The 15,259-nt window shown below is 43.5% G+C and carries 15 protein-coding genes; 6 read left to right on the top strand and 9 right to left on the bottom strand.

Annotated features, from left to right (window positions below; all coding sequences use genetic code 11):
* Positions 1-154: 154 nt before the first annotated feature.
* Both FFF34_000960 and FFF34_000955 read left to right on the top strand, forming a co-directional pair.
* A complete protein-coding gene (locus FFF34_000960; protein ID TSD66001.1) occupies positions 155-3,406 on the top strand; it encodes a TonB-dependent receptor in 3,252 nt (1,083 codons plus the stop codon).
* A gap of 240 nt (positions 3,407-3,646) precedes the next feature.
* Positions 3,647-4,579, top strand: a complete 933-nt coding sequence (locus FFF34_000955) for a DMT family transporter (protein TSD66000.1) — start codon at positions 3,647-3,649, stop codon at positions 4,577-4,579.
* Here the strand turns inward: FFF34_000955 and FFF34_000950 are convergent.
* The 5 genes from FFF34_000950 to FFF34_000930 are packed head-to-tail and all read right to left on the bottom strand — an operon-like array spanning position 4,576 to position 7,314.
* A complete protein-coding gene (locus FFF34_000950) occupies positions 4,576-4,863 on the bottom strand; it encodes a hypothetical protein (protein ID TSD65999.1) in 288 nt (95 codons plus the stop codon). The two genes, FFF34_000955 and FFF34_000950, sit on opposite strands and share 4 nt — an antisense overlap.
* Positions 4,864-4,867: 4 nt before the next feature.
* Entirely contained in the window at positions 4,868-5,242 is a 375-nt protein-coding gene (locus FFF34_000945; protein ID TSD65998.1) for a type II toxin-antitoxin system VapC family toxin, read from the bottom strand.
* Positions 5,236-5,451: a hypothetical protein gene (locus FFF34_000940; protein TSD65997.1), complete on the bottom strand. Its 216-nt coding sequence runs from the start codon at positions 5,449-5,451 to the stop codon at positions 5,236-5,238. Before FFF34_000940 ends, FFF34_000945 begins: the two co-directional genes overlap by 7 nt.
* A 43-nt stretch (positions 5,452-5,494) precedes the next feature.
* Positions 5,495-6,418, bottom strand: coding sequence for a helix-turn-helix domain-containing protein (locus tag FFF34_000935; protein ID TSD65996.1), 924 nt, complete (start codon positions 6,416-6,418; stop codon positions 5,495-5,497).
* Positions 6,419-6,438: 20 nt separating this feature from the next.
* Positions 6,439-7,314, bottom strand: a complete 876-nt coding sequence (locus tag FFF34_000930; GenBank protein ID TSD65995.1) for an SDR family oxidoreductase — start codon at positions 7,312-7,314, stop codon at positions 6,439-6,441.
* 164 nt (positions 7,315-7,478) lie between these two features.
* Here FFF34_000930 and FFF34_000925 point away from each other — a divergent pair, with 164 nt between their 5' ends.
* Positions 7,479-8,378, top strand: coding sequence for a hypothetical protein (locus FFF34_000925; protein TSD65994.1), 900 nt, complete (start codon positions 7,479-7,481; stop codon positions 8,376-8,378).
* Positions 8,379-8,446: 68 nt separating this feature from the next.
* Here FFF34_000925 and FFF34_000920 read toward each other — a convergent pair whose 3' ends face one another.
* Positions 8,447-9,736 carry a hypothetical protein gene (locus FFF34_000920; GenBank protein TSD65993.1) on the bottom strand — a complete coding sequence of 430 codons (1,290 nt, stop codon included), beginning with the start codon at positions 9,734-9,736 and terminating at the stop codon, positions 8,447-8,449.
* Between the two features lie 51 nt (positions 9,737-9,787).
* Complete coding sequence (locus FFF34_000915) at positions 9,788-10,054, bottom strand: hypothetical protein (GenBank protein ID TSD65992.1); 267 nt, start codon at positions 10,052-10,054, stop codon at positions 9,788-9,790.
* 39 nt (positions 10,055-10,093) lie between these two features.
* Here FFF34_000915 and FFF34_000910 point away from each other — a divergent pair, with 39 nt between their 5' ends.
* A complete protein-coding gene (locus FFF34_000910; protein ID TSD65991.1) occupies positions 10,094-11,026 on the top strand; it encodes a peptidase M12 in 933 nt (310 codons plus the stop codon).
* A 113-nt stretch (positions 11,027-11,139) separates the two neighbouring features.
* A complete protein-coding gene (locus FFF34_000905; protein TSD65990.1) occupies positions 11,140-11,958 on the top strand; it encodes a peptidase M12 in 819 nt (272 codons plus the stop codon).
* A 54-nt stretch (positions 11,959-12,012) separates the two neighbouring features.
* On the opposite strand, the gene FFF34_000900 is transcribed toward FFF34_000905, so the two are convergent.
* Positions 12,013-12,636 carry a DUF3267 domain-containing protein gene (locus tag FFF34_000900; GenBank protein ID TSD65989.1) on the bottom strand — a complete coding sequence of 208 codons (624 nt, stop codon included), beginning with the start codon at positions 12,634-12,636 and terminating at the stop codon, positions 12,013-12,015.
* A gap of 196 nt (positions 12,637-12,832) precedes the next feature.
* On the opposite strand from FFF34_000900, the gene pruA reads away from it, so the two are divergent.
* Positions 12,833-14,470, top strand: coding sequence for an L-glutamate gamma-semialdehyde dehydrogenase (pruA, locus tag FFF34_000895; GenBank protein ID TSD65988.1), 1,638 nt, complete (start codon positions 12,833-12,835; stop codon positions 14,468-14,470).
* Between the two features lie 96 nt (positions 14,471-14,566).
* Here pruA and FFF34_000890 read toward each other — a convergent pair whose 3' ends face one another.
* Positions 14,567-15,253 carry a carbonic anhydrase gene (locus FFF34_000890; GenBank protein ID TSD65987.1) on the bottom strand — a complete coding sequence of 229 codons (687 nt, stop codon included), beginning with the start codon at positions 15,251-15,253 and terminating at the stop codon, positions 14,567-14,569.
* Between the last annotated feature and the right edge of the window lie 6 nt (positions 15,254-15,259).

Genomic DNA, 15,259 nt, shown 5'->3' with positions numbered 1-15,259 from the left:
CTTTTTTTGATTTTAATTACAAAATAGAAGTATAAACTGGTGGTTAAAATTTCATCTTATTTTCATTAAATAATTGTTAATAATAATACATCGTTAACATAGGCTTAATATAACACGTCGACTTTTGTAGGATAAAATTATCCCCCACAAAACGATGAAAAAGTTTTACTTCCTAATCATTACACTACTTTTTACAGCAGCCGCAAACGCGCAAATTACAACTGCGGTAATTAGTGGTAAAGTTATCGATCAAAAAGGCATATCAATGCCGGGTGTAAGCATATCTGCTGTAAACACCAGCACAGGCACACGCTACGGCACACAAACAAATGCCGAAGGCCGTTACACCATCCCCAACATTAACGCGGGTGGGCCATATACATTAACAGCTACATTTATTGGCTACAAAAAAGACGAACGTACCGATATTACCTTATCATTAGGTAGCGCTACATTCAACTTTTTACTGGTTGACGAAACCACCTCGCTTAAAGAGGTTAGGGTTACCGCTTCGGGAGGCGCTACCAAAACAGGTGCAAGTACCCGCATAAGCCAAAACCAAATACGCAACATGCCTACTATTAACCGTAGCCTGCAAGATTTAACGCGTACAACCCCGCAAAGCAACAATAACTCGTTTCAGGGTACTAACTACCGTTACAACAACGTAACACTTGATGGTGCCATTAATAACGATGCCATTGGTTTTAGCCCATCATTAGGAGGCCAGTCAAACGCATCGGGCCAGGTAGGTAGCAGCACACGCACCAGCCCGGTATCGTTAGATGCTATACAGGATATACAAGTATTAGTTGCCCCATACGATATTAAAATTGGTAACGTATTAGGTGGTAGTATTAACGCGGTAACCCGCAGCGGTACCAACGATTTCACAGGTTCGATATACGGTTACGGCCGTGGCGCATTTTTAGTGGGCCCAAACAACGCCAGCCCTGCTTCGGGTGGTGATGGCTCAAAAATACCCTCAACCTTTCATGATTACCAAAGCGGTATACGCTTAGGCTTCCCTATCGTAAAGAATAAATTGTTCTTTTTCACCAATGCTGAGATAGCCCGCCGCCAGGACCCTGTTATTGCAGGTGCAGGTACAGCAGGTTCGGCTAATATACTTACCCTGCAAGATGCCGTTAACATATCAAACACCATGAAAGGTTATGGTTTTGATGCAGGTACTTACAACAACACTTCTATCTTTTCAAGATCAAACAAATTTTTTAACCGTATAGACTGGAACATCAACGACAAAAACCAGTTAACTTTACGTAACAACACTATATCATCAACAGCTACCAACCTGGAGCGCGATCAGCAAAACTTCCGTTTTGGCAGTATTGATTATACATCGCATAACAACTCGTCATCAACAGTTGCCGAGTTAAAAACAAGGTTTAGCAACACGTTAAACAATAGCTTGGTAATTGGTTACTCAAACGTTCACGATTTCCGCGACCCTACATCAAACCCTGCCCTGCCTCAAATAGAGATAACAGGTAACACACCGGGTACCACCATATTTTTAGGTACCGACCGTGAGGCCGCTATATTTGACATGCGCCAAAAAACTACAGAGTTTACCGACAACTTTACCCTGTCATCAGGTAAAAACACGTGGACATTTGGTACACACAACGAGTTTTACGACATTACTTACAACTTTGTAAACGCCTGGAACGGCCGTGTTGCTTACAGCAGTATTGCTAACTTCTTAGCTAACTCGCCATCGCGTGTACGTGCTAACTATAACTATATAGACAATAGCCGCGATTACATCATGAATAACCCATCGGCACGCTTTAAGGTTAACCTGATGAGTTTTTATGGCCAGGACGAGATTCAACTTACCGACAACTTTAAGTTAACAGCAGGTATCCGTTTTGATTATGCCGGCGTACCAAACAAACAGCCGCTTAGCTCAAAAACTACCGGTGCACCGGTTGACCCTAACTACGGCACTACCTTTACCTACACCAAACCTGCCGATATCAAAAACAATTATTTGAACAATGTTGAGATAAACCCACGCGTATCATTTAACTATGATATCAACGGCGATCAAACATCTGTACTACGTGGTGGTAGCGGTTTATTTACAGGCCGTGTACCTTTTGCATGGTTTGGTTACGCGTTTTACAACAACGGTAACACCTACGGTGCTTACGATCATAAATCAGCGTCAAGTCCGTTTACACCGGGTACCAACCCTGTGCAGGCACCAAACAACGGTGGTTTAAACTTTGTTAACCAGCAAGGTGGTGTAAATACCAGCGCCAGCGGCCCAACCCAGGTAGATTTAATTGACAACAACTTTAAAATGCCGCAGGTATGGCGTACTAACCTGGCTTATGACCATACTACTGCCGATAAATGGAAATTTACTGTAGAAGGTATATACACTAAAGTAATACACGATCTTAAATTCCAGCAGGTAAACACTACCGACCAGGTAAGTTACTATACTTACGATACCCAAAAACAACAGCCAATATTTGTAAACAAAGGTATTAATCCATCATACACCAATGCTTACCTGTTATCAAACACCAACCAGGGTTACCGTTACAGCTTAACCGCGCAGGTAGCTAAGTTGTTCCCATTTGGCTTAAACACTTCAGTTGCCTATACTTACGGTCATTCAAAAGATATCACCAACGGTATACGTAACTCGATGGAAAGTAACTGGCAGTTAAACCAGGCGCTTAATCCAAACAGCCCTGTATTAGCTAACTCAAACTTTGATATCCGCCACCGCATCGTGTCGAACATCAACTACATGATCAACTGGGATAAATCAAATAACTATACTGCAAACTTTACCTTCTTCCTGAGCGCGCAATCGGGTAATCCGTTTACTTACGGCTTCCTGCCAAGCTCAATAGATGGTACAGGCCAGCAAGTAAGTTTGGCTTACATACCTAAAACCGGCGAAACCGTTAATTTCTTTAGCGATATTGCAGGTGGTGCAACAGCAGCACAACAAGCCGCTACATTTGATGCCTTCATCAACAACAACAAGTACCTGAGCAGCCGCCGCGGTAAATACACCGAGCGTAACGGCGCGTTTACCCCATGGAACAACAACCTTGACTTCCGTTTTGCTCAGGACTTTAAATTTGGTAGCGGCAAACGTAAACAGGTAATTACTTTTACTTACGATATTGTTAATCTAACCAACCTGTTAAACAAAAAATGGGGCCAGTATTACTTCTCGGCAAATACGTTTAACTCAACATCAAGTGTTGGTTTAAAACCGGCTACAACCCCTGCATTTGGCGACATTGCAACCAGCTATCCAAAATACACATTTGTTGATCCGGGAGTACCATACTCTGTGGATCTGTTTGCTTCACGCTGGCAAATGCAATTTGGTTTGCGTTACGCTTTCTAATAACCAAAGTTTATATAACAAAAAAGGCTCCCGGAATCCGGGAGCCTTTTTTGTTGTGATACCGCTTGGTTGACTCACCCCGAATGCGCTTCGCTGTTCGACCCTCTCTCCGCGCTGCGGAAAGAGGGTTTAAGAGTAAGAAAAAAAGACCCCTCTTTACGCGGAGCGTATAGAGGGGCAGGGGTGAGTCACTCGCCCGGCGAACATTCACGTTTTGCATTTTTATCCGTATTTTGCAGCATGCAACCCGGCCCCTCGTTTTTGCCCCCTAAAGTAGTTAACTGGCTAATGTTTTTATCCATCTGCCTTATATGGGGCAGTTCGTTCATTCTGATGAAGCTGGGCCTTTACGATGATGACCGCAAACCCTTGCTTACCGCTGTACAGGTAGCCGCTATCCGCATTATATCGGCAGGCGTAGTATTGGCGCCCGTGCTGGCCAGGCATTGGAGCAAAATACCGTTCAAGCTATCGGGCTGGCTGGTATTTTCGGGTGTGTTTGGCAGTTTTTTACCCGCATTTTTGTTCTGCATTGCCGAAACCCGGATAGACAGCGCCTTTGCCGGTACGCTCAACTCCCTCACCCCTATTTTTGCCATCATACTGGGTTTTATCTTCTTTCGTATACGCATCCCTGTTAACCAAATTATAGGTATCATTATCGGTTTTGGCGGTATTGTGGCCCTGTATTATGTGCAAAAACACGGCAGCGCAGGGCAAGTTAGCTACGGCGGGCTGGTTATACTGGCTACCATATCTTACGGGCTTAACATAGTAATGGTAAAACGCCATTTAAATGGTGTAAGCCCAATGGTGATCACCGCCTTCTCGCTTATAGCCGTGTCGTTGCCATCGTTACTTATACTATGGCAAAGCGGCTTTTTCGCGCTGCCGCTGCACCAGCCTAAATATATAAAAGCCTGTTTGGCGGTATGTACATTAGGCATGCTGGGCACCGCCATAGCCTGGATGCTGTTTTACGCCCTGGTACAGCGCACCAGCGTATTGTTTACCTCAACGGCCAGCTACGGGATACCCTTTGTTGCCTTTGGCTGGGGCTGGTACTACGGCGAAACCATTACGATAGGCCAAATAGCCTGCCTGTTTATCATATTGGGCGGGGTTTATTTAACCAAAGTGGAGTTTAAGAAAAAGCAAAAAGTACCGGCTTAAAGAAAATAGGATACCAGTTGCTCCCACTCTTCGTCTAACGACAAGTTGGGGCGGGTTTTACCGGCCCTGCTATACCAATAATCAGCGTTCCAAATGTCGCCCTCTTTGCGGTGCAGGTATGCATGCACCCATGCCGACTGCTTATCTGTAAGCTGATCTACCTCTGCATGCGCTTTTTGCCAGTTGTCTTTGCCATCATACCAGAGGCTTATTAGCTGCACCGATAGGTTGCCTGCGGGCTGATCATTATTTAACGATGCTTTAAAGTCGGTTAAAGTATTCATTTTATTATGGAAGCACATTAAGGCTTTCAACCTGTTTAAAATGTTTTTTATTTGATGTCAGTATAGGCTGGTCAAAGGTTAGGCAAGTTGCTGCTATCATGATGTCGGCCACGCCAATTAGCTTATTTTGCTTTTTAAGCGTTTGGTAAATATCCCCTGCTTTGGCGGCTACCGCTGCATCAAAAGGCAACAGCGTAAGGTCCTCTGTTACTGCTGCTACATCTTGTCGTTTTTGGGGAGTAGTGGCACCGCTATACAGTTCAAATACTGTTACTGCGGATACGTATATGGGTTCATTGGTAAACAGGGTAGCTAATATAGATTTGGCCCTGTCTTTTGCCCTCAGATGTTCAATAAATATGCAGGTATCAATTACCATTCCTGCGGCTTAATGTTGTCAATAGCTTTCCGGCCTTCTTCCAATGCTTTCAGTTCATCTTCAGACCATGTGCTAATTTTAGCAATTTTCGCCTTATAGGCTTCCAGGTTAAACCTGTTCGGACTATCAATAAGAACGCCCATCGTTTTCAAAAATTTCCTTATCTCGGCGCTTTTCGACTCAGGGATATTAATGATTAACTGTTCCATATAGACAAATTTAATCATATTGGATAAAAAATCCTAGCTTAAATCAATTAAAGGAATGGCGAAATTCCATTGGCGAGAGGTTGGTTTTAGTTTTAAAAAGCTTACTGAACGACTGCAAATGTTCAAAGCCAAGCTCATAGGCTATCTCGCTTACGGTTAAATTAGTAGTCGATAGTTTTTCTTTTGCCAGTTCTATCAGTTTGTTGTGCAGGTGCTGCTGTGTGTTTTGGCCCGTTAATGATTTTAGCAGGCCACTCAAATACCCCGGCGAAATATTCAAACTTTCGGCAATATAGGCTACACTGGGCAGGCCTTTTTGCGCCAGCAAGCCGCTATTAAAATAGTGGCTCAGCAGGTCTTCCAGTTTGGTCAGTATCTCGTGACTGGCCACCTTGCGGGTGATAAACTGGCGCTGATAAAAACGCTCCGAGTAGGTTAGCAGCAGTTCGAGCTGGGCGATGATAACGCTTGCACTAAAACGGTCTATATTGGCATGATACTCCTGTTCGATATTGTTGGCAATGCTGGTAAGCATCGTTTCTTCTTTGTCCGAAAGGAAAAGCGCTTCGTATACCGAGTAGGAGAAAAACTCGTATTGTTTGATAGTTTTTGCAAGCGGCGTGTTCCACAAAATATCCGGGTGAATAAGGATCATCCAGCCTTCTGGCTTATGCCTGGTGGCACCCTTTAGCCAATCTACCCCAAAAACCTGGCCCGGCGACATAAAAAACAGCACTCCTTCATCAAAATCGCTTGCCTGCTGGCCGTATTTAAATTTAGCGTGCGGCATCCTTTTCATCGCTATTGAATAAAAATCATAGATGATGTTATAGGGGCCTTCTATCAATGGCCTGTTAATGTCGCTCATATGCACTACACTGATGAGCGGGTGCGCAGGCTTGGGCAGGCCCGCAGCCCGGTGGTATTCGGTAATGGTTTTGAAACGGAAAAGCTGCGGGTTGCTCATAATGTATAAAAATATTTAATTTATTGGGTATAAATGCCGTTGGCTATATCGGTTAACAAGGTAGCATGTGTAGGCTGCCAGTTTAAAGTTTCCTGCGTCCACCGGCTCGACGATGGGCAGTCTACCGCTGCCATATGGGCAAACCATCCAAAATGTTCTGCCGCGACTTCGGGGGTTATTGATCTGGCCGGTATATTCAATTGCTTGGCTATGGCTTCGGCAATAGACTTAACGGTAATAGCTTCTTCGGCTGATGCGTGGTAACGGACGCCCGGCTCGGCATTTTCAAGCGCTAAAACAAATAAACGCGCGGCATCTAAGCGGTGCACGGCGTTCCACCTGTTAAGCCCCTCGCCTATATAGGCCGAAAATCCTTTTTCGCGGGCGATGTTAACCAATATGGGTACAAAGCCATGCTTATCATCCTCGCCATGTACCGATGGCGATAAACGCACAGAGGCGGCACCTGCGGCATCCCCTGCTTGTTCAGATGCGCGCGGCCATGCCGGGTTTACGGGTGGCTTTATATCTTCGGTAGCCAATTTACCGGGAGCTACCATTGCTGTGCCCGATGTAACTATAAAGGGACGGTCGCTACCGGCCAGTACTTCGCCTATCGTTTCAATAGCTATTTTATCTACCTCGCAAACTTCGGCAAGGCGGGTAAAGTCGTGTATAAAGCCGGCATGTATCACGCCGTCGGCTTGTGCAGCGCCATTACGCAAACTCTCCAGGTCTTCCAAATCGCCGCGTTGTACCTCTGCCCCTGCAGCTATCAGCTTTTGGGCCGAGGCATCTGAACGCGCCAGTCCCAATACCTGGTGGCCGGCACTTAATAATTGCTGCACAATGGCAGTACCAATGAAGCCCGTGGCCCCTGTAACAAATACTTTCATCTTGTTTATTTTTGTTAAACAAAGATGCGCTGCTTTGTTCAGGCGGATTTATCCAAATCTGCGTTTAGTTTAGCCGAAACGGTAAAATGGTGATCTTACAAGACACACGCTGCACGCGTGGCAGCAGGTAATAAATTGTCATATTTTATTTAGTTTTATTCACTATGATTTTTAACGAAAGCTTGCAAATAGCAATCTCGAATTTAGGGTGGATAGATAAGGGCACCCTGTGGGTTTATAATGGCGTTGAGCAACAACACTCATCCATAAAAATATCCGACGCGAAGCACTTAACCCTTACAGAGGGCATTGATGGATATTTTTCTATTGTTCATCATTACGAAGATTCTAAAATAGCCATCTCTGTTCATCATTTTAAGAAGCCAAAAAAGGAGTATTGCAAAATATATTTTGACAATTTCAAAACTTCGTTTACGGGTGATATTTCATTCAGCCAATTTATACCCAAGTATTATATATGTGCATTTGCTTTAGCGGACGATAGAGAATTTCATCTTATAAAAATAAAGGCAAATATGATTTGCTTAGAGGATGAAAAAATCGAGTGGTTTAAAAATGGTGCTTTTGATTTTGGCTATCAGGGGTTAACCAGTGTAACCGAATTTAGTAATGAGCTTATTTTTACTGTGCAGCGCGACAGTTTCCTTTACAGATATAGTTTAAATGACGGCAAAATAATAGCTAAAGTTACGCTGGCTGGTAAACGTGGGAACCCCGAACCAGTCATCATAAACAATAGCATTTGGGTTGCAGATTACGACACTCTTATTAGGTTAGAAAATTGGGAAGTTAAACAAGCAATTAAATTACAGGATGAAGCAGAGGGGTGTTCGCAATTTATAGGCAAGTTTAGTTTTAATGCAGAAAACGATTGGTGCATTGTAGCCCGCCCTTTCAGCGGTGATGTAATAGGGTTAAATAAATATTTTAAGATTGATTACCAATGCAAAACCGGAAGCCAGCCAATTGAAGCCGTATTATTGAAAAACGGGTTAGTTATAGCCCGGGATTGGCAAACAGGAATGCTTGTTAAAGGGAAGTGATTGCTATTATAAGGCCTCCGGCCGCATCTATTCGTTGTATCGCCCCCCCCGCTACCGCTTATCACCCCCTACCTATTAAAAGCCTGCTCATTTACCCAATGAAAACCACGGTTCAATAGCCTGAAGTTTTTCAGGTCGTACCTGTTCAGGCGTATATGCAGCGAATCCTGGTGAAACTTACCTTTTAGCAGCAACACATCTTTATTGGGCTGCGTGTAGGTGTAATAGCCTTTAGTAAGGGTATCAATATAGGTATTCATCACAATGGTATGCTTCAGCGTATCAATTTTAAAATCGTAGCGTTTAATGCTGTCGTTCATCATTATTACCCTGGCGCCGCCGCTATAGCTTACGGTAAGCTTATGCCAGCGGGCCGTATCGGTTGCCAATGGCGGTATAGTATCGTTGTTACGCACAAAGCTTTGTACGTTGTAAATACCATATAGCGGCGGCTTTGGGGCGGCATCGCCATACTGGCTCATGGCGCTTATATCGCCGCTGATGTTGGCGTACAGCGTATAGGCTATCAGCAAATATTTAACCGTAGTTAGCGAAACGTTCTTCCAGCGTTTTTTAAACGTATGCGGACTAAGGTTAGCCGGCTGCGCGGTTTTATTCAGAAAAAAGAAGTTAACCAGCCTTATGGCATCCTTGCTCAGTAAAAACAGGCACATTAACGTTAACATGGTCGATAGCAGCTTCACCGGTACATCAAAGCAATAGTTTACCGCCATAATATTGGCTGCTACTACCAGCCCTACTACCGCCCCCAGTGTAGCCGTTTTGCGGAACAGCAGCAGTAGCCCGCAGGTAAGCTCGCCCATACCGGTAAAGTAGTTAAACCCGTCCGAGAAACCCATATACGTCCAGGCAAGGCCCATGGGCGATGAATTGCCATAGGTTTGCAAAAGCCTGTCGGGCGTTGGCCCGGCAAATTGCAGTTTTATAACCTTTACCCCACCATAGCTTATCATGGTAAAGGCAACATAATAGCGTACAATTACCGTAAGCCAGTAAAACATATTGTTATAATTGCGTGCTCTGCGATCAGCCAACGACCATATAAGGGCGCCAATAAAGGCGAATGCAAGTATCAGGAAATAGGTAATATAATCGCGCAGCGTGTCGCCGCTGCCGGTAGGTTCAAATGATACCGGGCCGGTATGAAATATGTGCGAGGCCGTCCAAACGATCAATTTGTTAATGGGGATAATGTAGTAGTTGTATACCACATCCATATAAGGCAATACGCCGTTAGGTTCCAGCAATACATATAAGGTAAAAAATATAGTAGCAAAGCGCACGGCCACCTTGCGGGGGCCGCTCCATACGGCAGGTTCGGCAACAGTGGTTGTCATATATTGTGGGTTCGGGTAGCCCTAATATACTAAATATCAATAAGGATAAACTTAACCCAATTCCTTTTTAAAAGCGGCGATGCTGATAGTACCTGCTACCGCCCCTTTTAAGGCGACGGTTAAAGTATCATCATCGTTTTTGCGCAATTGCAGGCGGCCTTTAAATAATACCTCGTTTGCCGATGTTAAAAAGCTGAGCATTTTACTTGCTGTCTCTTTACGGCAAGCCAATTCATGGTCGCCGTTTGTAAGCACCAGCCTTATTTTTTTATTGTCGCGCTCAAAATGCAGTTGCTTATTTTCGGGCAGGTTTATCATATATATAAAAATACAAATTAAACCATTTGCAGGCTTTAAATGCGGCTATTTATACAAAGCCAACAACTTAAAGTTATTGACAAACAGTTACTTGCATTATTAAACATTAATATAGTACTTTTGTACAAATACCCGGCACACATGAAAACGAAGTATCTGGCTATACTATTCTTATTGATTTTTGCTGCAGCTTGTACCAAAACAAACGAAACCAATGTGCAACCGTCAGCCGAATTAAATTCAATAGCCCTTGCTGCAAGCAGCGAAGACAGTATACCACATGTATGTATAGATAACACCATTATCACTGCCGATACCGGACAAATACAAACCAACGCGGTATTTTTAAAAGGCAAAAACTGGCCTAACGGTAAAACCATCAGGGTTTATTTTTTAAATGGCAACAGCTTTTTTAAAGCCAAGGTTTTAAAATTTGCCAGTGTATGGTCGTTATACGCCAATATTAAGTTTGCGGTTACTACCACAAGGGCCAATTCAGATATTAGGGTAGGTTTTAAATATGGGGGCGACGGGGGTTCATGGTCGTACATTGGTACCGATGCAAATTACTTTAAAAATAGCGAAACTGTAAACTTTGGCTGGTTTACCGCCAGCACCAGCGATGCCGAATACAGCCGAGTGGTTTGCCACGAAATTGGGCATGCTATTGGCCTGGTACATGAGCAATCGAGCCCTGTAGCGGCTATAAAATGGGATAAACCTAAGGTTTATAAATACTATGCGGCGGCGCCCAACAATTGGTCAAAAAAAGATGTTGACGACAACATCTTTTTTAAATACAGCAAAACAGCCACACAGTATACCATCTTTGATGCTAAATCAATAATGGAATACCCTGTAGATGGCAAGCTGACCACCGACGGTAAATCGATAGGGTATAATTACTACCTGTCGTCGGTTGATAAAGCTTTTATCGCCAAAATATATCCCAAAAAAACCAGCAGTAATTAATTACAGCTATTTGCACTTTATTATCAACGCCATTTCAAAACTTATTGAAACCGAGCGATAAATATTTTTTATATATAAGAAATATTATTATATTTGATAAACCCCTTTTTAAAATGAAACACAAGTACTTAACTGCCATTGTGCTTATAATGATGGCCTCTGCCTGTACCAAAACACAGAATACAGAATTAACCACTTCGCCGGCTGCCGAAACTACCAATTTGGCGTTAAGCAGCACCTACATCCCCAAGGTTTGTATCGATAAAAGAATAGCAAATGCCAATGGCAGCATTAGCACCGATGCCGTCTTGGAAAAAGCTAAAAAATGGCCGAACGGTAAAATTTTAAAGGTTTATTTTTTAAATGGCTCAGCCTTTTTTCAGGATAAGGTAATGAAGTATGCCAGCGTATGGTCGGCTTATGCCAATATAAAATTTGTTAAAACAACAAACAGAGCAAGCTCTGACCTGCGTGTAGGTTTTAAATGGCATAAAGACGAAAGTTCGTGGAGCGTTGTGGGTTCTGAAGCTGTGGACGTACCAAAAAACGAACAAACTATAAACTTTGGCTGGTTTGACAGCACTACCGAAGAACGGGAATTTAGCCGTGTTATCACTCACGAAATTGGCCATGCTATTGGCCTGGTGCACGAGCACTCGAGCCCTGTAGCCGCTATAAAATGGGATAAGCCTAAAGTGTATGCATACTATGCCGGAGAGCCAAATAACTGGAGCAAAGAAGATGTTGACGACCAGATATTTTTAAAATACAGCAAAGCCGAAACGCAATACACCGCATTTGATGCAAAATCAATTATGGAGTACCCTGTTGATGCATTTTTAACTACCGATCATAAAGCCATAGGCTACAACTACTATCTATCGGCGATGGATAAAACCTTTATAGCCACGGTTTATCCTATAAAAAAATAGGTTAGCGCTACAAGTTATTCAAAAAAGCCTCCATTATTGGGGGCTTTTTTGTTCCTATACATTTTCACCATAAAAATACGACACCTTGTTAACCACATCATCATAGGTAACCGGCTTTTTGCGTTTGTTGTATTCAAAAAAACTCATCAGGCCAAAATCGCCCGAGCAGCAAGCCGTATGTGTAAATAGTATGCCCAAAACCAAAAATTGCCCATACAGGCCTGCAATAAACAAGGCTATAATTAAAGTCCCGGTAATTAAAACAAACGGAGCTAATGCAACTATGGTGAATTCTTTTTTATTGGCTACAAACCTATCGGCAATAGCCATAAATATAAATTTTTTGATCTGCGCATCGTACGATGTATTGGCCGCCCCCTGGCTGCGATAGGCCAGCACGTGTATATATTCGTGCAAAGGCACCAACGTAAAGGCAATGGCTATACCATACGCCAGGTAGCTAAATCCTTTTTCCATACTAAAATTAGCCGCCCCATAATTTGTAAAAAACAGATAAGCGATAGCTATTAGGTTAAGGATATTAATTAAATAATACCCTATAGCATACATTGTTCTTTTTTGGAGATACGCCCTTATAAAGGGTACAATTTGGTCGTGTTCAAGCCTGGCTAATAAACTATAGTTATTTGCCGGTAAATCTTCGGGTTCAATCAACATATAATAAATATAACCACATGGCTATTAAATCAACATGAATTTATTGTTAATTTATGTGCAAGAGCAACCTATAACTTTTTACTGTATACTATACCCAATTACGTATCAAACCTGCGTCACAAAAACCATTTTACCTTTAGGCTAATTGGCACATCTGCATATTTAGCTGTATCTTTGCGGCTTAAATTATTCACCTATGTTAAAAGGATTTTTTAATGTTCCGCCCCCGCAAAACGAGCCTGTTTTAAACTATGGCCCGCGTAGTGTTGAGCGCGCGGCCCTTAAAGCGGCTTTAACGGAAGCCCGGTCGCAAACTATAGATATACCAATGTATATTGGTGGCAAAGAGATTCGTACAGGTAAACTGATGGAGCTGCGCCCACCGCATGATCATAAACATTTATTAGGCACTTTTCATTATGGCGATAAAAGCCATGTAACTGCTGCCATTGATGCTGCCCTTGCCGCCAAAGCCGATTGGGAAAACCTGCCATGGGAGCAACGTGCAGCCATATTTTTAAAAGCAGCCGAGCTTATAGCCGGCCCATACCGTGCAAAAATAAACGCGGCTACCATGCTTGGCCAAAGCAAAAACGCTTACCAGGCCGAAATTGATGCTGCTTGCGAGCTGATAGACTTTTTGCGCTTTAACGTGCAATACATGACGGAAATATACCAGCAGCAACCCCCAATATCGGGCAAAGGTGTATGGAACCGTTTAGAGCAACGCCCGCTGGAGGGGTTCATATTTGCGTTAACACCGTTTAACTTTACGGCTATTGCGGGTAATTTACCTGCAAGCGCAGCAATGATGGGTAACGTTGTAGTTTGGAAACCTGCCGATACGCAAGTATATGCCGCCAACGTGGTTATGCAAATATTTAAAGAAGCCGGCGTACCCGATGGTGTTATTAACCTGATATATGCCGATGGACCCGAGGTTGGCGATGTAGTATTTAACCACCCAGATTTTGCAGGTATACACTTTACCGGTTCAACTAAGGTTTTCCAGCATATTTGGCAAACTATTGGTACCAATATTCATAAATTTAAAACCTACCCGCGCATTGTTGGCGAAACCGGTGGTAAAGATTTTGTGCTTGCCCACCCCAGCGCCGATGCCGATGCTGTTAGCGTAGCATTATTACGCGGTGCTTTTGAATACCAGGGGCAAAAATGCTCTGCCGCTTCAAGGGCTTATATACCGGCAAGCTTGTGGCCTGCTGTAAAAGAGCATGTGCAGCGCGAAATTGCCACCTTTAAAATGGGCCCGGTAGAAGATTTTGAAAACTTTATTAACGCCGTTATCAGCGAGGTATCGTTTGATAAGCTGGCTAAATATATTGATGCCGCCAAAGCGGATAAGGATGTCGAGCTAATTGCCGGTGGCGGTTACGATAAAAGCCAGGGATGGTTTATTGAGCCTACCATTTTAAAAATAAACGACCCGTACTACGTAACCATGTGCGAGGAGTTGTTTGGCCCCGTATTAACCGTTTATGTTTACGAAGACAGCCAGTGGGACGAGATATTGAATATTGTTGATAAAACATCAATATATGCCCTTACAGGCGCTATTTTATCGCAAGACCGTTACGCTATTGCCGAGGCTACAACTCGCCTTAGAAACGCCGCGGGTAACTTCTATATTAACGATAAACCAACCGGGGCGGTTGTGGGCCAGCAACCATTTGGCGGTGCACGCGGCAGCGGTACCAACGATAAAGCAGGCTCTATGATCAACCTGCTGCGCTGGGTATCGCCGCGTACCATTAAAGAAACCTTTGACCCGCCTAAAGATTACAGGTACCCGTTTTTACAAAAGGAACAATAAACCCGAGCCCCCTAACCCCCTGAAGGGGGAATAATAGTTTATACGAAACGCCCAACTTTTAAACAAGGTTGGGCGTTCCTGTAAAGTTTAAGTTTTTTAAACTCCCCCTTCAGGGGGCTGGGAGGTAAACCTGAACACCTCGTCCATTTTTGAGTTATTATCGGTACTTACCTTCATATCGGTTATTATACCGGTGCCTAAATCGTAAACCCAGCCATGCACACTAAGCTCCTGCCCTTTTTGCCAGGCGTTTTGCACAATTGATGTTTTACAAAGGTTATTTACGTTTTCAATCACGTTCAGTTCTACCAGGCGGTCCGTTTTGGCGGTTTCGTCTTCTATAGCATCCAGTTCGCGGGCGTGTATGCGGTAAATATCCTTAATATTGCGCAGCCAGTTATCTATCAGGCCAAACTGTTTATTGGTCATTGATGCTATTACCCCCCCGCAGCCGTAGTGGCCTGTTACAATAACATGCTTTACCTGCAATACGTTTACCGCGTAATCCAGCACGCTTAACATGCTCATATCGGTATGTATAACCATATTGGCAATGTTGCGGTGCACAAATATTTCGCCCGGGTTGGTATTGGTTATTTGGTTGGCGGGTACGCGGCTGTCAGAGCAGCCTATCCACAACACAGGTGGTTTTTGTCCGTTAGCTAATTTTTCAAAATACAGCGGGTCCTCTTTAAGGGTATCGGCAATAAACTGTTTATTACCTTCTAATAAGCTATCGTAGGTAATATGGCTGGTATCGTGTATCATTTGGGTAGCACACATAGTTTG

Origin of the sequence: Inquilinus sp. KBS0705 (genome assembly GCA_005938025.2) — a bacterium.
Lineage (GTDB): Bacteria > Bacteroidota > Bacteroidia > Sphingobacteriales > Sphingobacteriaceae > Mucilaginibacter.
This window is presented reverse-complemented; position numbering and strand designations above follow the sequence as displayed.